Source organism: Sulfitobacter sp. SH22, assembly GCF_965641905.1.
GTDB lineage: Bacteria > Pseudomonadota > Alphaproteobacteria > Rhodobacterales > Rhodobacteraceae > Sulfitobacter.
Genome location: NZ_OZ282573.1, coordinates 3275200 through 3297784 on the forward strand (window position 1 = coordinate 3275200; position 22585 = coordinate 3297784).

General features: G+C 59.7%; 19 protein-coding genes and 1 pseudogene. 16 read left to right on the plus strand and 4 right to left on the minus strand.

Annotation, left to right across the window (positions count from 1 at the left end):
- Positions 1-4 precede the first annotated feature (4 nt).
- Both dapB and ACSQ13_RS18015 read left to right on the plus strand, forming a co-directional pair.
- Entirely contained in the window at positions 5-820 is an 816-nt protein-coding gene (gene dapB, locus ACSQ13_RS18010) for a 4-hydroxy-tetrahydrodipicolinate reductase (RefSeq protein ID WP_176248995.1), read from the plus strand.
- Positions 821-907: 87 nt separating this feature from the next.
- Positions 908-1264: a dihydrodipicolinate reductase gene (locus ACSQ13_RS18015; protein WP_295511087.1), complete on the plus strand. Its 357-nt coding sequence runs from the start codon at positions 908-910 to the stop codon at positions 1262-1264.
- A gap of 71 nt (positions 1265-1335) precedes the next feature.
- Here the strand turns inward: ACSQ13_RS18015 and ACSQ13_RS18020 are convergent, their stop codons facing one another.
- Entirely contained in the window at positions 1336-1524 is a 189-nt protein-coding gene (locus ACSQ13_RS18020) for a DUF1674 domain-containing protein (protein WP_375708105.1), read from the minus strand.
- Positions 1525-1704: 180 nt separating this feature from the next.
- On the opposite strand from ACSQ13_RS18020, the gene ACSQ13_RS18025 reads away from it, so the two are divergent.
- The 7 genes from ACSQ13_RS18025 (at position 1705) to ACSQ13_RS18055 (ending at position 10310) form a co-directional block, all read left to right on the plus strand.
- The gene (locus tag ACSQ13_RS18025) at positions 1705-2976 is read left to right on the plus strand and encodes an RsmB/NOP family class I SAM-dependent RNA methyltransferase (RefSeq protein ID WP_176248998.1); all 1272 of its coding nucleotides are present in this window, start codon (positions 1705-1707) and stop codon (positions 2974-2976) included.
- Between the two features lie 114 nt (positions 2977-3090).
- The gene (locus ACSQ13_RS18030) at positions 3091-4839 is read left to right on the plus strand and encodes a heparinase II/III family protein (protein ID WP_295511090.1); all 1749 of its coding nucleotides are present in this window, start codon (positions 3091-3093) and stop codon (positions 4837-4839) included.
- 16 nt (positions 4840-4855) lie between these two features.
- Entirely contained in the window at positions 4856-6442 is a 1587-nt protein-coding gene (gene purH / locus ACSQ13_RS18035) for a bifunctional phosphoribosylaminoimidazolecarboxamide formyltransferase/IMP cyclohydrolase (RefSeq protein WP_295511093.1), read from the plus strand.
- 34 nt (positions 6443-6476) lie between these two features.
- Positions 6477-6974, plus strand: a complete 498-nt coding sequence (gene lspA / locus ACSQ13_RS18040) for a signal peptidase II (protein WP_176249001.1) — start codon at positions 6477-6479, stop codon at positions 6972-6974.
- A gap of 51 nt (positions 6975-7025) precedes the next feature.
- Complete coding sequence (locus ACSQ13_RS18045) at positions 7026-7529, plus strand: DUF3035 domain-containing protein (RefSeq protein WP_176249002.1); 504 nt, start codon at positions 7026-7028, stop codon at positions 7527-7529.
- Positions 7530-7653: 124 nt separating this feature from the next.
- Positions 7654-8997 carry a M16 family metallopeptidase gene (locus tag ACSQ13_RS18050; RefSeq protein WP_295511097.1) on the plus strand — a complete coding sequence of 448 codons (1344 nt, stop codon included), beginning with the start codon at positions 7654-7656 and terminating at the stop codon, positions 8995-8997.
- A complete protein-coding gene (locus tag ACSQ13_RS18055) occupies positions 8994-10310 on the plus strand; it encodes a M16 family metallopeptidase (RefSeq protein ID WP_176249004.1) in 1317 nt (438 codons plus the stop codon). Before ACSQ13_RS18050 ends, ACSQ13_RS18055 begins: the two co-directional genes overlap by 4 nt.
- A gap of 108 nt (positions 10311-10418) precedes the next feature.
- Here the strand turns inward: ACSQ13_RS18055 and ACSQ13_RS18060 are convergent, their stop codons facing one another.
- The 3 genes from ACSQ13_RS18060 to uraH all read right to left on the minus strand — a co-directional run bounded on the left by ACSQ13_RS18060 (position 10419) and on the right by uraH (position 14254).
- Complete coding sequence (locus tag ACSQ13_RS18060; protein WP_295511100.1) at positions 10419-12758, minus strand: aldehyde dehydrogenase family protein; 2340 nt, start codon at positions 12756-12758, stop codon at positions 10419-10421.
- Positions 12759-12807: 49 nt separating this feature from the next.
- Positions 12808-13809 carry a deoxyribose-phosphate aldolase gene (gene deoC, locus ACSQ13_RS18065; RefSeq protein WP_295511104.1) on the minus strand — a complete coding sequence of 334 codons (1002 nt, stop codon included), beginning with the start codon at positions 13807-13809 and terminating at the stop codon, positions 12808-12810.
- A gap of 85 nt (positions 13810-13894) precedes the next feature.
- Positions 13895-14254, minus strand: coding sequence for a hydroxyisourate hydrolase (uraH, locus tag ACSQ13_RS18070; protein WP_176249007.1), 360 nt, complete (start codon positions 14252-14254; stop codon positions 13895-13897).
- Between the two features lie 531 nt (positions 14255-14785).
- Between uraH and puuE the strand changes: the two genes are divergently transcribed.
- The 7 genes and pseudogenes from puuE to ACSQ13_RS18105 all read left to right on the plus strand — a co-directional run bounded on the left by puuE (position 14786) and on the right by ACSQ13_RS18105 (position 22530).
- On the plus strand, positions 14786-16198 hold the full coding sequence (gene puuE / locus ACSQ13_RS18075) for an allantoinase PuuE (RefSeq protein ID WP_295511107.1): 1413 nt from the start codon (positions 14786-14788) through the stop codon (positions 16196-16198).
- Positions 16195-17010 carry a bifunctional allantoicase/(S)-ureidoglycine aminohydrolase gene (locus ACSQ13_RS18080; RefSeq protein ID WP_176249009.1) on the plus strand — a complete coding sequence of 272 codons (816 nt, stop codon included), beginning with the start codon at positions 16195-16197 and terminating at the stop codon, positions 17008-17010. The genes puuE and ACSQ13_RS18080 overlap by 4 nt, the downstream gene beginning before the upstream one ends.
- Positions 17007-17495, plus strand: a complete 489-nt coding sequence (locus tag ACSQ13_RS18085) for an ureidoglycolate lyase (protein ID WP_176249010.1) — start codon at positions 17007-17009, stop codon at positions 17493-17495. The genes ACSQ13_RS18080 and ACSQ13_RS18085 overlap by 4 nt, the downstream gene beginning before the upstream one ends.
- 55 nt (positions 17496-17550) lie before the next feature.
- A pseudogene (locus ACSQ13_RS18090) lies at positions 17551-17984 on the plus strand (solute carrier family 23 protein); the annotation flags it as partial.
- Positions 17985-18137: 153 nt separating this feature from the next.
- Positions 18138-19361 (plus strand): urate hydroxylase PuuD, encoded by a 1224-nt coding sequence (locus tag ACSQ13_RS18095; RefSeq protein ID WP_295511111.1) that lies wholly within the window; start codon positions 18138-18140, stop codon positions 19359-19361.
- An 83-nt stretch (positions 19362-19444) separates the two neighbouring features.
- Positions 19445-21286, plus strand: coding sequence for a DNA mismatch repair endonuclease MutL (mutL, locus tag ACSQ13_RS18100; protein WP_295511113.1), 1842 nt, complete (start codon positions 19445-19447; stop codon positions 21284-21286).
- On the plus strand, positions 21283-22530 hold the full coding sequence (locus ACSQ13_RS18105) for a DNA recombination protein RmuC (RefSeq protein WP_295511115.1): 1248 nt from the start codon (positions 21283-21285) through the stop codon (positions 22528-22530). The genes mutL and ACSQ13_RS18105 overlap by 4 nt, the downstream gene beginning before the upstream one ends.
- Positions 22531-22585: the final 55 nt, after the last annotated feature.

Consider the following 22585-nt stretch of genomic DNA (forward strand, 5'->3'; position numbering starts at 1 on the left):
CAGCATGAGCGATACACCAGGCATAGCGATTACAGGGGCTTCGGGCCGGATGGGTCAGATGTTGATTGGGCAGGTTTCTGCCAATGACCGGGTGCGGTTGGTGGGCGCGGTTGAACGCGCGGGGCATCCTTGGGTCGGTCAGGATGTCGGCGTCGCCATGGGCGGCGCAGCTTTGGGGGTGATCGTAACCGATGATCCGCTCGAGGCGATTGCCCCTGCGCAGGCGGTCATCGACTTTACCGCGCCGCAAGCCACGCTGGAATTTGCAGCGATTGCAGCACAAGCCCGTGCCGTTCATGTCATCGGCACGACCGGCATGACCGAGGCAGAGATCGCGCAGCTTGAACCTGCATCGCGCCATGCTGTGATCGTGCGCGCCGGCAACATGAGCCTTGGGGTGAACCTGCTGACCCAACTTACAAAACGTGTGGCCGCCGCGCTGGACGAGGATTTCGACATCGAAATCATCGAGGCACATCACAACCAGAAGGTGGATGCGCCCTCGGGCACGGCCTTGATGCTGGGCGAAGCGGCGGCAGAGGGGCGAGGTGTGTCGCTTGCGGATGTATCCGACCGGGGCCGTGACGGCATGACAGGCGCGCGGCGACGTGGCGATATCGGTTTTACTGCGATCCGGGGCGGCGACATTGTTGGCGAACATGACGTTCTCTTCGCTGCGGCAGGTGAACGGATCATCCTCAGGCACGTTGCCTCGGACCGGGCTGTATTCGCGCGCGGGGCGATCAAAGCAGCGCTTTGGGGGCAGGGTAAGATGCCCGGGCAATATGACATGCTTGATGTGCTGGGGCTGAATGACTGACCGGCATCGTTATTTTTTACGGGTGAGATGAAACTATCTTAACGGTTCCTGCGTATGTGTTGGTAAGCAACCACGCAGGAGCCCTTTATGAGAGACGTTCTAGTACTCGCCTGCGCAAGTATCGTTGTGCTTGCGACGGCCGCCAAGGCTGACTTTCAAAAGCTTGAAACCCAGGCTGATTTTGTATCTGCAGTGGCTGGAAAAACATTAAAGCGACCGATGGTCGAGCTCAATGTGACACCGGCAGGGGGCATTTCAGGGAAGGGCGCTGTTTGGCCCGTCTCGGGTAAATGGACCTGGAAAGACGGGTATTTTTGCCGCGATCTGGTGTGGGGTGGCGGTGATCTGGGGCATAATTGCCAGGAGGTCAGCCTGAACGGGGGGAAGATACGGTTCACCTCTGACAAGGGCACCGGACAATCCGCCGATTTCACATTACGTTGACGGCAGCACCGGTTTTTCGAAAAACCGGACCAGAATTTTCGAAAAATTCTGCCGCGTCAAACCGCTGTCGTTCAAAAATCGACAGCGATTCCTTTTTTCTCCCAATCGCCATAGCGGACAGGCTCTGGCCCGTCCCTGCCGCCCAGTTCGGGTGGCAATTCCAGCTCTTGCGCTTTTTTGCGGCGCTCCGCGGCTTCGGCCAAGGCGCGCTGGGCGGCCGGCGGCAGGTCTGGCGAGATCATGGGATTGGGCCCGGGCATTGGCTCGGGTGGCAGATCGGGGCCCGGCTCCGGCATCGGCTGGGGATCATGGGGCGGGCTTGGCATCGGTTTTGGGCCTGCGTCGGTCATCATCTCATCCTCTTGAGGCTACGGCCCCCTTGATATACGCCGTAGATGCGCTCAGACAACCCGAGCGATCCAAGCAAGAAAGCGTTTCGCATGTCAGATACCGGCGTTCAGGCCCGCAGAAGTGCGGTTTATCTTCTCGATATGATTCTGGAGGAAGAAAGCCTGATGTCCGAACTTCTGGCATCCGGTGCCCTGGACAAGCTGCCCCCCGATGACCGCGCCCGCGCACAGCGGCTTGCGCTGGACACGTTGCGCGGCATGGAACGCGCGGACCGGCTCTTGCAAAAGCACCTTTCGAAATATCCCCCGCTGACGGTGCGCAACGCATTGCGGGTGGGCACGGTCGAGCTTTGCCAGGGCGGGGCCGCGCATGGCGTCGTGAACGCGATGGTCGAACTGGTCGGAAGCCACAAAAAACTGGGGCACCTCAAGGGGCTGACCAACGCGGTGCTGCGCAAGATCGCGACCGAAGGGCCAGAGGCGTGGGACGCGCTGCGATCCCCCCGTTTGCCCAAATGGCTGCGCGGCCCGCTGACCGAAGCCTGGGGGGCGGAAGCCATCGCAGGTATCGAGGCTGCCCATTTCGCCGGTGCGCCGCTTGACCTGACCGCCAAAAAAGACCCCGAGGCCTTGGCCGAGGCTGTGGGTGGCGTGGTTTTGCCGACCGGATCGGTGCGCGTCATGGACGCAGGGCAGGTGACGGCGATGCCCGGCTTTGCCGAAGGCGACTGGTGGGTGCAGGATGCCGCCGCTGCCTTGCCCGTCAAAATACTGGCCCCTCAAAAAGGCGAGGCTGTGCTGGATTTATGTGCCGCGCCCGGCGGCAAAACGATGCAACTGGCCGCAGCAGGGGCGCAAGTCACGGCTGTCGACAGTTCTAAACCGCGCATGCAGCGGGTTCGCGAAAACCTAGCCCGTGTTCATCTGCCGGCAAAGGTCGTCGTCGTTGATGCGCGCAAGTTTGAAGGTCAGTTCGATGCGATCCTGCTGGACGCGCCGTGTTCGGCCACAGGAACGATTCGCCGCCATCCGGATTTGCCCCATGCCAAGGACGGCTCCGAATTTGGCGAGCTGATCGAATTGCAATCCGAGATGATTGATCATGCGTGGTCCTTGTTGAACCCCGGCGGGCGTTTGGTGTTTTGCACCTGTTCGCTGCTTCCTGACGAGGGCGAGGTGCAGGTCGACGAGGCGCTGGAGCGGCATCCGGATATGTCTGTCGACCGCACGGCCCTTGATATCGAAGGCATTGATCCTGCGTGGATAAGTTCCGAAGGCGGGTTGCGGTTGCGGCCTGATTATTGGGCAGACCGTGGCGGGATGGACGGTTTTTATATCGTTTGTTTGCGCAAGGCAGCCTGATAGGGTGAAACGGAATCGATCAATGCCAAAAACGACCGGTCAAAATGCGGTGACTTAGGGACATTCTGTGCGTATAGTTTCCCAAACGCCACCAGAGCGTACAAGGGCAGCAGCATGATCAGTACCAGTTTTCACGCGCGAAAGACGCGTTTCCTGAACCGTTGGCACGCGCGCGCGGCCGCCAAGACCCGTGCGCAAGCCAAAGGGTTTGTTTCATCGCCGGAACCGCGCACGATCGGATCATTTGCGCGCGGCAGGCAGTTGATTGCAGGGAACCTGCTGTTTTCAGGTACGTTGATCGAAGCGCCCGAAGCTGAAACCCTGTGGGATGTCGCGACACCCGATCAGGAATTCGCACAAGAATTGCACGGTTTTGCGTGGTTGGATGATCTGGCGGCTGTCGGTGATCTGAAAGCCCGCGAAACGGCGCAACGATGGCTTTGGGGCTGGATTGACCAGTTCGGCACGGGCCGCGGGATCGGCTGGACGCCTGATTTGACGGGGCGGCGTTTGATCCGCTGGATCAACCATGCCTTGTTTGTTTTGCGCGGCACCGAGCAGGAACAAAGCGACGCTTTTTACCGGTCTTTGGTAAGCCAGACCCATTTCCTGTCGCGCCGTTGGCATGCCGCTGCCGCCGGTCTGCCCCGTTTCGAGGCGTTGACCGGGCTGGTGTATGCCGGCCTTTCGCTGGAGGGGCTGGAAGCTCTGGCAGACCCCGCGATCAAGGCGTTGGCGCGGGAATGCGATGCCCAGATCGACGAGCAAGGCGGATTGCCCACGCGAAACCCCGAAGAACTGCTGCAAGTCTTTACCTTGCTGACATGGGCGGCGGCTGCGCTGAGCGATGCAGGGCGGGGCACCCCCAAGGCGCATATGGCCGCCATCGAACGGATTGCCCCGACGTTGCGCACCTTGCGCCACTCGGACGGCGGTTTGGCGCGGTTCCACGGTGGCGGGCGCGGGGCCGAAGGCTGGCTGGATCACGCGCTGTCGACCGCCAAGGTCAAGACGCGGCAACCCGACGGGCTGTCGATGGGGTACGCACGTCTCTCTGCCGGTCGCACCAGTGTGATCATTGATGCAAGCGCGCCTCCGGTTGGGGCGAATTCGGTAAATGCCCATGCCTCCACGCTTGCGTTTGAATTGACATCGGGCCGCCGGCCATTGGTGGTCAACTGCGGGTCTGGCGCGTCTTTCGGGGCTGAATGGCGCAGGGCAGGGCGCGCGACACCGTCCCATTCGACTTTGTCGCTGGGGGGATATTCCAGCGCGAGGCTGGCCGATCCTGATCGCCACACCGGACAGGAAGCGTTGATTGATGGCCCGACATTCGTCCCCGTCGAAATCGGCGCAATGAGCGATGGCACCAAGTTTCAGGGCGGTCACAACGGCTATGTTGCGGGGTTCGGGCTGACCCATGCCCGCACGATTGAATTAACCCATGACGGGCGCGCCGTTGCAGGCGAGGATATGCTGCTGGCGCTGGAAGAGTCCGAAAAGCGCCAGTTCGACCGTGAAATGGACGCGGTCAAGCTCAGGGGTATCCCGTTCGAGATTCGTTTTCATCTGCATCCTGACGTCGATGCGACGCTGGATCTGGGCGGGGCGGCAATTTCGATGGCCCAAAAAAGCGGAGAGATCTGGGTCTTCCGTCATGATGGCATCCATAAACTGTCTTTGGAACCAAGCGTTTACCTTGAGCGCAACCGCCTGAGACCGCGCGCATCCTTGCAGATTCTGCTGGCCGGACGCGCCACAACACATGCCACGCGGGTCAGGTGGTCCTTGTCCAAAGCGCAGGAAACTGCGATTGGCGTGCGGGATCTGTCTCAAGACGATCCATATGATGACCAAGACTGACCCAAGGAACCTTACTATGCCCGATCTTTACCCCGTCTCCCGCGCGCTACTTTCTGTTTCTGACAAGACCGGTTTGGTCGAGCTTGGTCAGGCGTTGGCATCCCACGGGGTCGAATTGCTGAGCACCGGTGGCACCGCCAAAGCCTTGCGCGATGCCGGTCTGGCCGTAAAGGACGTGTCCGAGGTCACCGGATTTCCCGAAATGATGGACGGTCGGGTCAAGACGTTGCACCCGGTGGTACATGGCGGTTTGCTGGCGTTGCGCGACAATGACGAACATGTCGCCGCGATGGACAAACACGGGATCGGCGCAATCGATCTGGTGGTCGTCAATCTGTACCCGTTCGAAGAAACAGTCGCCAAAGGTGCCGAATACGATGAAGTGATCGAAAACATCGACATCGGTGGCCCTGCGATGATCCGCTCTGCCGCGAAAAACCACGGTTTTGTGAACGTGATCGTCGATGTCGAAGATTACGCCGTGGTGATCAAGGAACTGGGCGATCACAACGGCCAGACGTCCTATGCCCTGCGTCAGCGGTTGGCACAGACGTCCTATGCCCGCACCGCGGCCTATGACACCGCCGTGAGCACATGGATGGCAGCACAGGTCGGCGGCACACCGCGGCGTCGCACTGTTGGCGGCACCTTGGCCCAGACCCTGCGTTATGGCGAAAACCCGCACCAATCGGCAGCCTTTTACACAGACGGGTCAAACCGCCCCGGCGTTGCCACAGCAACCCAGCATCAGGGCAAGGAACTGTCTTATAACAACATCAACGACACCGATGCAGCCTATGAACTGGTCAGCGAATTTGACCCCGCTCAAGGGCCTGCCTGTGCGATCATCAAACACGCGAACCCCTGCGGCGTGGCGCGTGGCACGTCGATGGTTGATGCCTATTCGCGTGCGTTCGACTGTGACCGGACATCCGCCTTTGGCGGTATCATCGCGTTGAACCAGACATTGGACGGCGAAACCGCCGAAGCGATCAGCGAAATCTTTACCGAAGTTGTGATTGCCCCCGGTGCAACCGACGACGCAAAAGCGATCTTTGCCAAGAAAAAGAACCTGCGCCTGCTGACCACCAGCGGTCTGGCCGATCCAACGTTGGCCGCATTGGCGTTCCGTCAGGTTTCGGGCGGCTATCTTGTGCAGGACAAGGATATTGGCCGGATCACCATGGCTGACCTCAAGGTCGTGACCAAGCGCCAGCCTTCGGATCAGGAACTTGCGGACATGATGTTTGCATGGACCGTTGCCAAACACGTCAAATCCAACGCGATCATCTATGTCAAAGACGGTGCAACCGTGGGCGTCGGTGCCGGCCAGATGAGCCGCGTTGACAGCACGCGCATCGCCGCTCGCAAGGCGCAGGACATGGCCGAAGTCATGGGCCTGCCCGCACCACTGACCCAAGGGTCGGTTGTGGCGTCGGATGCGTTCTTTCCCTTTGCGGACGGTCTGATCACAGCGGCAGAGGCGGGTGCCACAGCATTGATCCAGCCCGGGGGTTCCATGCGCGATGACGAAGTGATTGCAGCAGCAGACGAGGCCGGGCTTGCCATGGTCTTTACCGGGATGCGCCATTTCCGTCACTAAGGTTCTTCGACAGCGTAGTTTTAAAAGGTTTGGTATGCGTATCATTTTCTGGGCCGGTTTTGTGGCCTTCTTTCTGGATCAGCTGAGCAAATACATCGTTATTCACGCGATGGAGCTAAGCCGCATTCGCACGATTGATGTGCTTCCGCCGGTGATCAATTTTCGTTACGGCGAAAATCGCGGGATCAATTTTGGCCTTTTCGGCGACGGAGCGGACGCAAGCCGGTGGATTTTAATCGCATTGGCTTGCGCGATCTGTGTGGGGGTTCTGGTTTGGGCCTATCGGCATGCTATGGGCTATTGGGCCAAAGTGAGTGCCGGTTTGCTGATCGGGGGTGCGCTTGCAAATGTCGTGGACCGACTGCTGTATGGATATGTCCTTGATTTCCTGAACATGTCTTGCTGTGGGATCAACAATCCCTTTGTCTTTAACATCGCGGATGTGTTCATTTTTGCGGGGGCAATTGGTTTGATATTCTTTACTTCCGACCCCAAAAAACCGGTGAACAAGCCGGGGAAAAAAGGTCAGTGACATTTACCGCCTGCCTGCGTTAGGTATGTACAGGCCTGTAGGAGACCCGTCATGCGCTTTGTCGCCGCTCTTGTTTTGATTTCGCTTGCACTTGCTGGCTGCGCCAACGATGGCCTGCGTGACATTCGTGGAACGGCCAAAGGTCCTGATGAATTCATGATCCAGCCGGTAAAGCCCCTGACCGAACCGGCAGATTACACGAGCTTGCCGGTGCCAACGCCGGGGCAGGCAAATCTGACCGACCGCAACGCCATTGCCGAAGGTATCCAGGCCTTCGGTGGCCGCCCCGAAGCAACCGGTGGCGGCATTCCGGCCAGCGATGGTGCGCTTGTTCAACAGGCAAGCCGTTTTGGTGTGGCTCCTGCGATCCGGCAGGAACTGGCTGAAACCGATGCGGCTTTCCGCAAGCGCAAGGCGCGGTTTACCCAGTTCAGGATCGTCCCGACGGACCGCTACAATCAGGCCTATAAACGCCAGTCCCTTGATGCGGCTGCCGAAGCGGCGCGTTGGCGTCGTGCAGGTGCGCGGACGCCGTCTGCCCCTCCGTCAAACTAATCGATTTCTTGCGGTATCGCGCCGACCAACCGGCTCGCCACGATTACAAATCTGTTAGGTCCCTTGATCGCCCCGCGGGGTGGCGTAAGTAAGGTGTCATCGGACCCTGCTTAAAGGACCAACCATGTTCAGATTACCGGCCTTTGCCGCCTTTGTTTCGCTTTTGCTGCCCGTGGCATCTGCCAGCGCCGCCGAAAACGAGGCTGTCACCCATTTCACCTTGGACAACGGGATGGAGGTCGTGGTCGTCGAAGATCACCGTGCGCCATCCGTTCAGCAAATGGTCTGGTATCGGGCAGGGTCGGCGGATGAACCTAAAGGGTCATCCGGTGTTGCGCATTTCCTTGAGCATCTGCTGTTCAAAGCGACAGACAAGATGGAATCGGGTGAGTTTTCAGCCACGGTTGCCAAAAACGGGGGGCGGGACAATGCCTTCACCAGCTATGATTACACGGCGTATTACCAACGGGTCGCAGCAGACCGGCTGGAACTGATGATGCGGATGGAATCAGACCGGATGAAAAACATCCGCCTGACCCCCGAAAACATCGCGACAGAACGTGACGTGATCATCGAGGAACGCAATCAACGCACGGAAAATGACCCTGCTTCGCTGTTTCGCGAACAAATGAGCGCGGCACAGTATCTCAACCACCGCTATGGCACACCCGTGATTGGCTGGATGCATGAAATGCGCGAACTTGATCTGCAAGACGCGCTTGATTTCTATGGCCTGTACTATTCGCCCAATAACGCGATCCTGGTGGTGTCCGGCGATGTCATACCTGACGAGGTCCGTCGCCTGGCCGAGCAATATTACGGTGTGATCCCAGCCAACCCCGATTTGCCTGCGCGGTTGCGTACCCAAGAGCCACCCCAAACCGCAGAGCGACGCATGACGTTTCGCGATCCGCGGGTGGCGCAGGAATATGTCAGCCGGTCCTATCTGGCGCAGGAACGTGATCCGGGCGATCAAAAGACCGCAGCGGCTTTGACCATTCTGGCAGAAATTCTGGGCGGTGGCACAACATCCTATCTGGCGGAAAAGCTGCAATTTGATGCGCCTGTCGCAACCTATTCCGGCGCTTTCTACAACGGGCAGACTTTGGACGATACGACCTTCAATCTGGTTGTCGTGCCGCGCCCGGATGTGACGTTGCAAGATGCCGAAGACGCGATGGATGCCGCGATTGCCAGCTTTATGAAAGACGGCGTTGATGCCGGACATCTGGAGCGGATCAAAGCGCAGGTCCGCGCCGAACAGATCTATTCGCGTGACAGCGCCGACAGTGTTGCGAACCGCTATGGCAGCGCGCTGGCCATCGGGCTGTCCGTTCAAGACGTGCAAGACTGGCCGGACGTTCTGGAGGCGGTGACCCCTGATGACATCATGCAAGCCGCCCAAGATGTATTTAACCGCGAGGCATCCGTTACAGGCTGGCTAATGCGTGAAGAGGTGACCCAATGAGACTGATTTACGCGCTTGTCCTGACCGTCATGGCCGCCCTTCCGGCGCGCGCCGAAGTGAACATTCAGGAAGTCACCTCGCCCGGCGGGTTGAAGGCGTGGCTGGTCGAAGAACCCTCCATTCCGTTTGTGGCACTTGATGTGCGGTTTCGGGGCGGGGCGTCCCTTGAAGGGCCGGATAAACGCGGTGCGATCAATCTGATGACCGCGCTGTTGGAAGAAGGTGCCGGCGCAATGGACGCGCGCGCCTTTGCACGTGCAGCGGAAGGGCTGGCATCCAGTTTCCGGTTCTCTGTTGACGACGATGCCTTGGCTGTGTCGGCGCAGTTTCTGACCGAAAATCAGGATGCGTCGGTGGCATTGTTGAAAGAAGCGCTACAAAACCCCCGCTTTGACGCAGAGGCGATCGACCGTGTCCGGGGTCAGGTTTTGTCGGGCATTCGGTCCAGTGAAAAAGACCCTGATGATATCGCGCGCAAGACGATGGATGGTTTGCTGTATGGCGATCACCCCTATGGGTCATCCTTAAGCGGCTCGGTCGAGACCGTGACTGCGCTGACCCGCGATGATCTGGTTGCAGCCCATGCGGATGTTCTGGCCCGTGATCGTGTGTTTATCGGTGCCGTTGGGGATATCACACCCGATGCCTTGGGGCTTTTGCTGGATGATTTGCTGGGTGGATTGCCGGAAAAGGGCGCGGCAATGCCAGCGGTGGCCGAAGTCCGGATTCCATCCGGTGTGACTGTTGTTGATTTCCCGACACCGCAATCCGTGGCCATCTTTGCGCAAAAAGGGATTAAACAGAAAGACGACGACTGGTTCGCGGCAACAGTGATGAACCAGGTTCTGGGCGGCGGATCATTTGAAAGCCGCCTGATGGATGAAGTCCGCGAAAAGCGCGGGCTCACCTATGGCGTTTATTCCTATCTGGTCCCGATGGATCTGGCCGAGACCTTTCAGGGGTCGGTCAGTTCGGCGAATGACCGTATCGGCGAAGCGATCAGCGTGATCCGCGATGAATGGGTCAAAATGGCAGAGAAGGGCGTGACCCAGCAAGAGCTGGACGATGCCAAGACCTATATCACCGGTTCCTACCCGCTGCGCTTTGACGGCAACCAACGCATCGCGAGCATTTTGGTGGGGATGCAGATGCTGGACCTTCCCATCGACTATATCCCGACGCGCAACGACAAGGTCGAAGCGGTCACATTGGAAGATGTGCAACGGGTTGCCGGTGAGTTGCTTGATCCGGAGGGGTTGGCATTTGTGGTTGTCGGCCAGCCTGAGGGCCTTGAAACGACCGCGGGCAACTAGGCCGTGATCGAAGTGAGGCGCGTGCGCGCCCCATGATGTTTTGCCGGACCCTGCGGGTCCGGCGTGCCTTCGGCGAGGATATTTTTGAGCCAGAGAAGAGATTAGGGTCTATTCTCCGTAAGGAATCCAGATGTTTTTGACTTCGGTTGAAGCTTGAAGGAACGCATGCCCCTGGCCGTCTTTGCCGTGCCAATCCCGTGCGTTGCCGTTGTTGACCCAAGTGCGTTTGAGGTTTTGGGCTGACCCCTTTTCGATGAGCGGGCTTAGCGGGCCTGCACCAAAGCTCCAGACCGCATCGACATCCATATGACGGGCCAGCGTTTCGGCAAGGTCGGGATGTGGTCCGGTCAGGATGTTGACCACGCCTGCCGGGACATCGGATGTTTCCAGCACTTGGACAAAGTCGGTCGCGGACAGCGGGAAGGGTGTGCTTGCGGCCAGAATGACGCGATTGCCCATGGCGATGGCGGGGGCCATGCATGAGATCAGGCCGAGCAAGGGGGCATCGTCCGGGCAGATTGCGCCAATGACGCCAACCGGTTCTTTCATTGCAAACGCTGCACCGCGTATGGGAACGCCATGGACCTGACCGTCGTATTTGTCGGCCCAGGCTGCATAGGTGAACAGGCGGTCGATCGAGGTTGCGACTTCCTTTGCGCCGGACTTGCCGCCTTGCATGGCATCCAGTCTGCCTGCGAATTCGGTACCGCGTGCCGCCAGATTTTCGGCAATATAATAGAGGATTTGCGCACGAAGATGACCAGTTGTCTTGCTCCAGCCTTTGGCCGCATGGGCGGCTTCGACGGCGTTGCGCACATCTTTGCGGCCTGCCAGCGAGATATGGCCCAAAAGGCTGCCTGACTTGCCAAAGATCGGGGCGGATTGCCCGCCGTCGGGACGTGCCTGTTTGCCTCCTATGTAGAGCTTTGCGGTGCGGTCGATACCGTCTGCCGGGCTGTTTTTCCCTGTCATCGGCGCGGGTGTCTTGAGCGGCTTGGGATCGCCTTTCGGTTTGGTATAGGCGGCAAGACCTTCCCAGCCCCCTTCACGGCCGAAACCGCTTTCGCGCAGGCCGCCGAAACCGGCCGCAGCATCCAGCATGTTGGTCCCGTTGATCCAGACAACGCCGGCCACCAGTTTGGGGGCGATATCAAGGGCAAGGTTGATGTTTTCAGACCAGATGGTCGCCGCAAGGCCGTAGCGTGTGTTGTTCGCAATCGCGACCGCTTCGTCCGGCGTGCGGAAGGTTGTCGCCACCAGAACGGGGCCAAAGATTTCCTCCTGCATCAATGTGTCGGCAGGGTGCAGGCCGGTGATCAGTGTGGGCGGATAAAAGCAGCCGCTGTCCGGGATATCGCCTGCGGTGAACATATCGCCAGCGCTGTTTGAGGCGACCATATCGGTGACCCGTTGCACCTGCACAGGGTCCACCAATGCACCAACATCAATTGATTTGTCCAAAGGGTTGCCAACGCGCAGCTTGCCCATCCGGGCGCGCAGTTTGGCATAGAACCGATCGGCAACGGGTTCATGTACCAACAGCCGCGATCCTGCACAGCAGACTTGTCCCTGATTGAACCAGATGGCATCCACCAGCCCTTCGACCGCTGAATCCAGATCGGCGTCGTCGAACACGATATAGGGGGATTTCCCCCCCAGTTCGAGCGTTAGTGCCTTGCCGCTGCCTGCGGTTTCCTCGCGGATGCGGCGACCCACTGCTGTGGAACCGGTAAAGGCGATCTTGTCCACATCGGCATTCACGATCATCTGGCCGACAGCACCATCGCCGGTCACGATGTTCACCACCCCTTTGGGCAGTCCCGCTTGTTGGCAGATATCGGCAAACATCAATGCGGTCAGTGATGTGTATTCGGCGGGTTTCAGCACCACGGTGTTGCCCATGGCAAGGGCAGGAGCCACCTTCCAGGCCAGCATCAGCAGGGGGAAATTCCACGGAATGATCTGCCCGCACACACCTAGTGCCTGCGCATCAGGCAGCTCGCCTTCCATCAGTTGCGCCATACCCGCATGGTAATAGAAATGCCGCTGCGCCAAGGGGATATCGACATCGCGCGCCTCGCGGATCGGCTTGCCATTGTCCAGGGTTTCAAGCACGGCGAACAAACGGCTGTGCTTTTGCAGCAGCCGCGCAATCGCATAGAGATACCGCGCGCGTTCATGCCCTGTCAGCTTGGCCCACTTGGGCTGCGCTTTGCGGGCGGCGCTGACGGCGATGTCGACTTCGGCTTGTGTAGCCTGCGTCAGGTTGGCCAGCACAGTGCCATTGGCAGGGTCGCGGCTTTCAAAGTCGTCCCTCGGCTCGGTAAATGCACCGTCAATGAAATGACCAAACCGGCTGCCCTGATCCACCAACCATGCCAAGGCATCCGCAGCAGATTCCGGTGCCACCCCATAGTCCATGGTCTCGTAAACTTCGGAAACACTCATGGCTTCACCCTTTTATAAATACTCAAATCCAACGCCTGCTGCATCCGGTTTAGCTGATGGCGTGGCGATAGCTTGCGGAATAACTGCCGGTCACGTGATGCTCGAGCTGGCGTTCGATATCCCCCAGCAGGGATGACGCGCCAAAGCGGAAAAGGTCGGGCCGCAGCCAGCGGTCCCCCAGTTCTTCCTTGATCATGGCCAGATAGGTAAGTGCGTCTTTTGCCTTTGAAATCCCGCCCGCAGGTTTATAGCCGATGCGGATTCCGGTCCGGTCGAAATAGTCGCGGATGGCGCGGATCATCACCAAGGTGACGGGCAAGGTGGCATTCACGGTTTCCTTGCCGGTTGAGGTCTTGATGAAATCTGCGCCCGCCATCATGCAAATGAGGGAAGCACGCGCGACATTGCGCAGGCTGCCCAATTCACCGGTCGCCAGGATCGCCTTTACATGTGCGTCGCCGCAAGCCGCCCGAAAGGCGCGCATTTCGTCGTAGAGCGCCTGCCAGTCGCCTGACAGAACATGCCGGCGCGAGATGACGATGTCGATTTCTTCGGCCCCTGCGGCCACGCTCATCTCGATTTCCTTTATGCGCAGTTCAAGCGGGGTCAGGCCGGCGGGAAACCCCGTTGAAACGGCGGCGATCGGGATGTTGGTCCCTGCAAGGGCGGCTTTCGCCGGTGCGATCATTTCGTGATAGACGCAGACAGCGCCCACCGTGACGGGTTCCATCCCGAGGGCTTTCATCAAATGCGGGGCCACGGGTTGCCGGGCCTTCGCGCATAATCTGTGGACCCGCCGCGCGGTGTCATCGCCGGACAATGTCGTCAGATCGATGCAGGTGATGGCGCGCAGCAGCCAGGCGGCTTGGTGATCTTTCTTGACCGACCGGCGGGCGGGCAAACTTGCGGCACGGCGCTCGACTGCCGATGTGTTGACCTGAACCGATCTGACCCAATCCATATCCAGCGGCATCCCCGGATTGCGAGGCTCTGTCACTTGGGGCAATTGGCTTTGCGCGATGTCTGTCTGGGTTGTCACATGTGTGGACATGGGCGGTTTCCTGTTTGATCAGATGTGCAAAGTGACATGGGCGTTGGTTCTTTGGCAACTACAGCGTCCCCACGTCACGCCGGTGTCAGCTGCCGCGATAGGTCGAATAGCCAAAGGGCGACAGCAAAAGCGGGACATGGTAATGCGCATCGGGGTCTGAAATGCCAAATCGCAGGGGGATTTGATCCAGAAAGCGGGGGGCTTCGGGCGGGGTGCCGATGGCGTCGAGATAGCCGCCCGCGTCAAAGACCAGCTCGTATGTGCCTGTGGTGAACTGATCTTTGGGCAGAATGGGCGTGTCGGTGCGGCCGTCGGCATTGGTCACCATCTGCACAAGCTTTACACGGGTGTCGCCGTTCATCCGGTACAAGGTGATTGCAAGCCCTCCGGCGGGCTGGCCGCGGGCTGTGTCCAGAACATGAGTGGTGAGATAGCCATGAGCCATGATGTCGGCCTTTCATTGGACGTTCGGTGTGCAGGATACGGGCGGCAAGTGCCGCGTCAATGCCCGTCGTTCGCGCGCGAATCAGGAAAAATTGTAAACCGATTCGTTTTTGCTTTGACCCGCGAATCATCCTCGGCCTATATGGATGACACATGTGATCAGAAGTGTCGCCTGCCAGCGATGCGCATAGCTCTGACATATGTACGCCGGGGATAGATTTTTTAGAATTCGAGCACACCATATGAATAATGGTGACTTTAGGACAGGGGCCGGCAGGACTGAACATACCATGCGTATGCGCAGCGGCCCCTGTCTGAATTTTACGCGACTTTCCCCCGACAGGTTTAAAAGTTTCAGATCGGCCAGCGCCCGAAAATTCCCGGATAACAAGCGAGCAGGGCCACGATGCGCGGATCTGGCAACGGGCTGACCTTAGAAACAGGTTGGCCTGTTGTACTTTCGCGGGATGGATTGTTGCAATTGATATGCTGGGCGAGGCACTGTTGCAGGCGTTGATCAAAGGACATGACCATGAACCGCTACCCCCGTGACTTTCAGGGCTATGGCCCCACGCCCCCTGACGCGCAATGGCCGGGCGGCGCACGTATCGCGGTTCAGTTCGTCGTGAATTACGAAGAAGGCGGCGAGAATAACATCCTGCACGGCGATGCCGCCTCAGAGGCATTCCTGTCCGAGATCGTTGGTGCTGCCCCTTGGCCGGGTCAGCGGCACTGGAACATGGAATCCATCTATGACTATGGCGCGCGGGCGGGGTTCTGGCGGTTGCACCGCTTGTTTACTGGCGCGAATATCCCGGTAACGGTCTACGGTGTCGCCAGCGCCTTGGCGCGGTCGCCGCAGCAGGTCGAGGCGATGAAAGAAGCCGATTGGGAAATTGCCAGTCACGGCCTCAAGTGGATCGACTACAAGGACCACAACGCCGAAACCGAAAGCGCGGACATCGTCGAAGCGATCCGTCTGCACACCGAAGTTGTGGGTGCGGCCCCTCGGGGGTGGTACACCGGGCGCAGTTCGATCAATACCGTCGCCCTGGCCGCCGAGACAGGCGTATTCGACTATATCTCAGACACTTATGATGACGATCTGCCCTATTGGATGCGGGTGTCGGACGGGGATCAGCTGATTATTCCCTATACGCTGGATTGCAACGATATGCGGTTTGCAACGCCTCAGGGCTTCAATTCCGGCGACCAGTTTTATGCCTATCTGCGCGATACATTTGACGCGCTATATGCCGAAGGCTGCGTTGGCGCGGCCAAGATGATGTCGGTCGGCTTGCATTGCCGTCTCGTGGGGCGCCCGGGCCGCGTTCAGGCGCTGAAACGGTTCATCGACTATATCAAAGGGTTCGAGGGCGTCTGGACCCCGCGCCGCATCGACATCGCTGAGCATTGGCGCGCGACCCATCCGCCCAAGCATCCCCTGCGCATCGACCAGATGTCCCGCGCCAGTTTTATCGAGAAATTCGGCGGCGTGTTTGAGCATTCGGCATGGATCGCGGAACGTGCCTTTGATCTTGAACTCGGCCCCGCCCATAATTGCGTTGCCGGCATTCACAACGCATTGGCGCGCATGTTCAGATCGGCCAGTCACGGTGAACGATTGGGCGTGCTGACCGCACACCCTGATCTGGCAGGCAAGCTGGCGGCGGCCAAACGGCTTACGGCCGAAAGCACGGCGGAACAGGGCAGCGCCGGGCTGGACGCGCTGACGGATGCGGAACGCGCCAAGTTCACCGAGCTGAACGCGGTTTACATGGCCAAACACGGCTTTCCGTTCATCATCGCGGTCAAGGATCACGACAAGGACGGTATCCTGCGCCACTTTGAAGCGCGGATATCGAATGATAGCCAAACCGAATTTCAAACCGCCTGCATGCAGGTCGAACGCATCGCACGTCTGCGATTGGAAACCATGCTATGACATATGCCTTTCCCCCCGGCGGGTTGCCGGACCAGTCGCAATCCCCTGACAGCACAGCGGTGTTCACAGACGCCTATGCCGTGATCCCCGCATCGGTGCAGCGCGATATCGTGACCAGCTTTCTGCCCGGCTGGTCGAACACCCGTGTCTGGGTTCTGGCGCGCCCGCTCAGCGGATTTGCCGAGACATTCGCGCAATACGCGCTTGAGCTGGGGGCTGGTGGCGGCAGTGACACGCCCGAACCGGATACGGAGGCGCAAGCGGTGCTGTTTGTCGCTCACGGCACGGCGCGCCTGACCATCGGGCATGATGCCTATGATCTGGTCCCCGGTTCCTATGTTTATCTGCCGCCTGCCGCTGTCTGGACCTTGTGGAACGCATCCGATGTACCTTGCGGCATTCACTGGATACGCAAGCGCTATGTCCCCGCCGCAGGTCTGCAAGCGCCGCCTGCCATGGTCACCCACGAAGACGACGTGCCGAAAACCGCCATGCCGGATACCGACGGCGCATGGGCGACGCAGCGCTTTATGGACCCGCTGGATTTGCGCCACGATATGCATGTGAACATCGTGACGTTTCAGCCGGGCGGGGTGATCCCATTTGCGGAAACCCATGTGATGGAACACGGGTTATACGTGCTGCAAGGGACCGCTGATTATCTGCTGAACCGCGACTGGGTGCCGGTGGTGCCGGGTGATTTCATGTGGTTGCGTGCCTTTTGCCCGCAGGCCTGTGTGGCAACGGGAACCGAACCGTTCCGCTATCTGCTCTACAAAGATGTAAACCGCCACATGCCACTTGCCCTATGACCCGCGATATCAAGGCTGAACCACTGACGGCGGACGCCTTTGCCCCGTTTGGCGATGTTCTGGATGCGTCCGGCAGCCCCGACAAGATGATCAACGCCGGGCTGTGCGGGCGGCATCACGATTTGGCAGCCCTTGATTTCGGGCCTGACGGGCGCGCGGGGATCAGCATATTCAACGCGCAGGCCCGCAGCCTGCCCTATACGCTCAACCTGATCGAGCGGCACCCCGAAGGGTCGCAAGCATTTATTCCCATGACCGGTGCCCCGTTTCTGGTCATTGTCGCCCCCGATGATGGCGGCCGTCCGGGCACCCCCCGGGCCTTTCTGACTGCGCCATATCAGGGCATCAACTTGCACCGCGGTGTTTGGCACGGTGTCCTGACCCCGCTGGCAGAGCCCGGTCTTTTCGCGGTGGTCGACCGGATCGGCGCTTCGGCAAACCTTGACGAATTCATGATCGACCCGCCTTATGTCATCACGACCTAAGGAAAAAATATGGACCGCGCCAAAAAGCGGCCAACTTCCAACAAGGGACAGAGACATGACACGTAACGCTATAGGGACGCCGGAACAGCTGCGCGATCCAAATTACGCCCCGTCACTTGGCCGCGCCATTCCGCTGGCTATCCAGCAGGTTCTGGGGATGTTTGTGTCGAATGTGACGCCTGCGATCATCGTTGCAGGGGCTGCCGGTTTCGGCTTTGGTTTCAACTCACCTGATTTCTCCGACCTGCTGTATCTGATCCAGATGTCGATGCTGTTTGCGGGCGTTGCGACCTTGTTGCAGACGCTGACGCTCGGCCCCGTTGGCGCGGGCCTGCCCATCGTACAGGGCACATCCTTCGCGTCTAACTCGATCATGATCCCGCTGGTGGCAGGCAAGGGCGTCGACGGCCTTGCCGCTTTGCCCTGCCGCCACTGGTCACGATGATCGGTCTGGCACCGATCAAGGTCGGCATCCACTACGCGACGGGCAGCTCCAAAGGCAGCCTGCCGCATGAATAATCTCCTGCCAGAAAGGCCCCCGGCTTCTCTGGCTTACAAATATCCCCGCCGGAGGCATCCCGCGCACCCCTCAGCGCGGGCCCCCGGCGGCCCCATTCCAACCGCCAAAGCAAGGATTTCAACATGTATGATATGGTCGCCATGGGTGCGTGGATCGAATTCGCCATCCGCTGGGTGCATGTGATCACAGCCATCGCGTGGATCGGGTCTTCGTTCTATTTCATCGCGCTTGATTTGGGCCTGCACCGTGACCGAAACTTGAAATCCGGTGCCGATGGTGAAGAATGGCAGGTCCACGGCGGCGGGTTCTACCACGTGCAAAAATACCTCGTGGCCCCGGCGCAAATGCCCGACGACCTGATCTGGTTCAAATGGGAAAGCTATTCGACATGGCTGTCCGGTTTCGCGCTGCTGATCCTCGTCTATTACCTTGGGGCCGAGTTCTATCTTGTGGACCCTGCGGTTGCCGATCTGGCGACATGGCAAGCAGTCGGCATTTCTATGCTGTCGCTGGCCTTTGGCTGGATTGTTTACGACCAGATCTGCAAAAGCAAATTCGGCGATGACAACACGCGCCTGATGATCGGCCTCTATGTGATCCTTGTCGGGATGGCGTATTTCTACACGTCGGTCTTTTCGGGCCGCGCGGCCCTGCTGCATCTGGGCGCGTTTACCGCGACGATCATGTCGGCCAATGTGTTTTTCATCATCATGCCGAACCAGCGCATTGTCGTGGCGGACCTCAAGGCGGGGCGCACGCCGGATGCGAAATACGGCAAGATCGCCAAGCAACGCAGCACGCATAACAACTATCTCACCTTGCCGGTGATTTTCCTGATGCTGTCCAACCACTACCCGCTGGCCTTCGCATCCGAGATGAACTGGCTGATCGCGGCGCTGGTGTTTTTGATGGGCGTGACGATCCGCCATTACTTTAACAGTCTACATTCGCGCGCTGGCAACCCGACCTGGACATGGCTGGCCACGGCGCTTTTGTTCATCACGATCATCTGGTTGTCCACTGCGCCGATGTTCCGCGTAGCTGAACCGGAGGAGGCGACAGGCCCGTCCTTGCGCTTTACCCAGGCTGACGGGTTTGATCAGGTCCATGATATCGTTTTGGGACGGTGCAGCATGTGCCACGCGGCTGAACCCGCATGGGACGGTCTGCTTTGGGCCCCCAAAGGGGTGCGGCTGGAAACCGAACACCAGATCGCCAAAGCCGCCAAGCAGATATATTTGCAAGCGGGCGTAACCCACGCGATGCCGCCAGCCAATCTCAGCTACATGCGTGCGGATGAACGCGCGCAGATCGTCGCGTGGTATCAAGCGGCAACGCGCCATTAACGGGATCGTCGGGTGGGTTTTAACCCAGGGCTCTTGCCATTGCGGCTTTCAGAATCGCGCGGGCCTATGCTAGCTCTAGCGTTATGGCACATCCGAACCCCAATATAAGCGATATGGCTCCGGTGATCCGGCAGCTTGATGAAACCGCGATCAACCGCATTGCTGCGGGCGAGGTGGTTGAACGCCCAGCGTCAGCCGTCAAGGAACTGGTGGAGAACGCCATCGACGCCGATGCGCGCCAGATCACCGTTGAATATGCCGACGGGGGCAAGACCCTGATCCGCGTCACGGATGATGGCTGCGGTATCGCGGCGGGCGATCTGACGCTGGCCCTGTCGCGTCATGCCACCTCGAAAATCGACGGCTCTGACTTGCTGAACATTCACACCTTCGGTTTCCGGGGCGAGGCGTTGCCGTCGCTGGGGGCCGTGGGCCGTCTGACAATCACCAGCCGCGTCGCGGGCCAAGACGGGGCCGAGATCACCGTGAACGGCGGCAAAACCGGCCCTGTGCGGCCCGCCGCGCTGAATGGTGGTACGGTCGTGACCCTGCGCGATCTGTTTTTCGCCACGCCCGCGCGGCTGAAATTCCTGCGCACGGACCGCGCCGAGGCACAGGCGATTGCCGACATCATCAAACGTCTGGCCATGGCCGAACCCTTTGTGCGCTTTACCCTGCGCGACGTGTCGGGCGATGGTCCGGGCCGCGAAGTCTTTCGTGCCGAGGCCGAACAGGGCGACATGTTCGCCGCCCTTCATGGCCGTTTGGCGCAAGTGTTAGGGCGCGAGTTTGCGGATAATTCCCTGCCCATCGATGCCGAACGCGAGGGGCTGCATCTGACAGGTTTTGCCGCGCTGCCGACCTATTCGCGCGGCACGGCCGTGGCGCAGTATCTGTTCGTGAATGGCCGTCCGGTGCGGGACAAATTGCTCGTTGGGGCACTGCGGGGCGCTTACTTTGATCTGCTCAGCCGTGACCGCCATCCGGCGGCTGCGCTGTTCCTCGATTGCGACCCGACCTTGGTCGACGTGAACGTGCACCCCGCGAAATCAGAGGTGCGGTTTCGTGATCCGGGTCTTGCGCGTGGCTTGATCGTATCCGGCTTGCGTCATGCGCTGGCAGATGCGGGGCACCGTGCCTCGACCACCGTGGCAGATGCGACCTTGGGCGCGATGCGGCCTGAACAGACCGGCGCGCGGGTGTACCAGATGGACCGCCCCTCGCTTGGCGCGCGGACTGTGGCCTATCAGGCGCAGGCCCCCGGTTTTGCCGAAACCGCCGGCATGTGGGGCAGGGTAGAAACACCCGCAGCGCCCGTAACCGAAGACCCGCAAGAGGCCCCCGATTATCCGTTGGGCACCGCACGCGGGCAGGTGCACGAGAATTACATCATCGCGCAGACCGCCACGGGCATGGTGATCGTTGACCAGCACGCCGCGCATGAACGGCTGGTCTATGAAAAGCTCAAGCGTCAGATGGCTGAAAACGGGGTTGCCGCGCAGGCATTGCTGATCCCCGAGATCGTCGATCTTTCCGCCTCCGATTGCGCGCGTCTGCTGGATGTGGCGGATGAGCTGACCAAACTGGGCCTGACAATTGAACCCTTTGGCGGCAGCGCCATTGCGGTGCGCGAAACCCCTGCAATTTTAGGCACCGTGGATGCCAAGGCGATGATTTTGGATATCCTCGACGAACTTGCCGATCAGAATGAGTCCAACACGGTCCAGGCCCGGATCGAGGCGATCCTGAGCCGGGTTGCCTGTCACGGCTCCATCCGGTCTGGCCGCTGGATGCGCGGCGAAGAAATGAACGCGCTGCTGCGCGAGATGGAGGCAACGCCTCACTCCGGCCAATGCAACCACGGGCGGCCCACCTATGTGGAACTGAAGCTCAGCGATATTGAACGGCTGTTCGGGCGCACATGATCCAGATCGACGGGCAAAGCTATGCGTTGAATGATCCGCGTGTCTTGATGGTGCTTGGGGCTGCGGCGCTGGTGCTGTTGGTCCTGATCCTGTTGATCATGGCGGTGCGCGCGGCGGGCAGATCGGCGCGGATGACCGAACCGCTTGCGCGGCAGATGCAGGTTATGGGCGGCCATGTGCAGCAGCTTGGCATGGGGCAGGAACAGCTGCGCGGCGGTTTGCAGACCGTGTCGGATACGCAAGCGAATGCACAGGCGCAAATGATCCAAAGCATCGAGGCGCGGATGGCCCATGTGCAGCAGCAGATGCAGGACCGGCTGGCCGAAAACGCCGCGCGCACGGCCCGCAATCTGGCCGAGATGCAGGAACGGATGTCTGCCACCTTGCACGGGTCGTCAAAACAAACCACGACCAGCCTGACGCAGCTTCAGGAACGGCTGGCGGCGATCGACAAGGCGCAGGAGAATATCACCAAGCTGTCCGGCGATGTGCTGTCCTTGCAAGATATCCTGAGCAACAAACAGACGCGCGGCGCGTTCGGTGAAATCCAGCTGAATGACATCGTGTCCAAGGCCCTGCCGAGCGACAGCTATACAATGCAGGCGACCCTGTCGTCTGGCAAACGCGCCGATTGTCTGATCCATCTGCCAAACCCGCCGGGGCCCATCGTCATCGACAGCAAATTCCCGTTGGAAGCCTATGAGGCCCTGCGCAAGGCCAAGTCGGACTACGAGCTTAAAGACGCAGCCCGTGCCATGCGCGTCGCCGTCAAGGCGCATATCAACGCGATCAGCAACAAGTATATCATCGAAGGCGAAACCGCAGATGGCGCGCTGATGTTTCTGCCCTCGGAAGCGGTCTATGCCGAACTGCACGCCAATTTCCCCGAACTGGTGCGCGAAGGCTTTGCCGCGCGGGTGTGGATCGTATCCCCCACCACCTGCATGGCGACGCTGAACACCATGCGGGCCATTCTGAAAGACGCACGGATGCGCGAACAGGCGGGGGCCATTCGCAAGACGTTGAAGATGCTGCACCGCGATGTCGAGATCGTGGTGGAACGCGTGGGCAAGTTGAACACCCATTTCGGGCAGGCGCGTGCTGACCTCGAAGGGCTGGGAACCGCAGCGGAACGCGCAGGAAAACGCGCGGCGCGGCTGGACAATTTCGACTTCGAGGAGATTTCGGATCAGGACAGAACCGTCGTGCCCCTGACCAAGCCAACCCCCGACAGCGCGCGCTGACCCTGGTTAACGCGGGGCATCAGGCAGGTGGTTAATTATATTTCCACGCACCTAA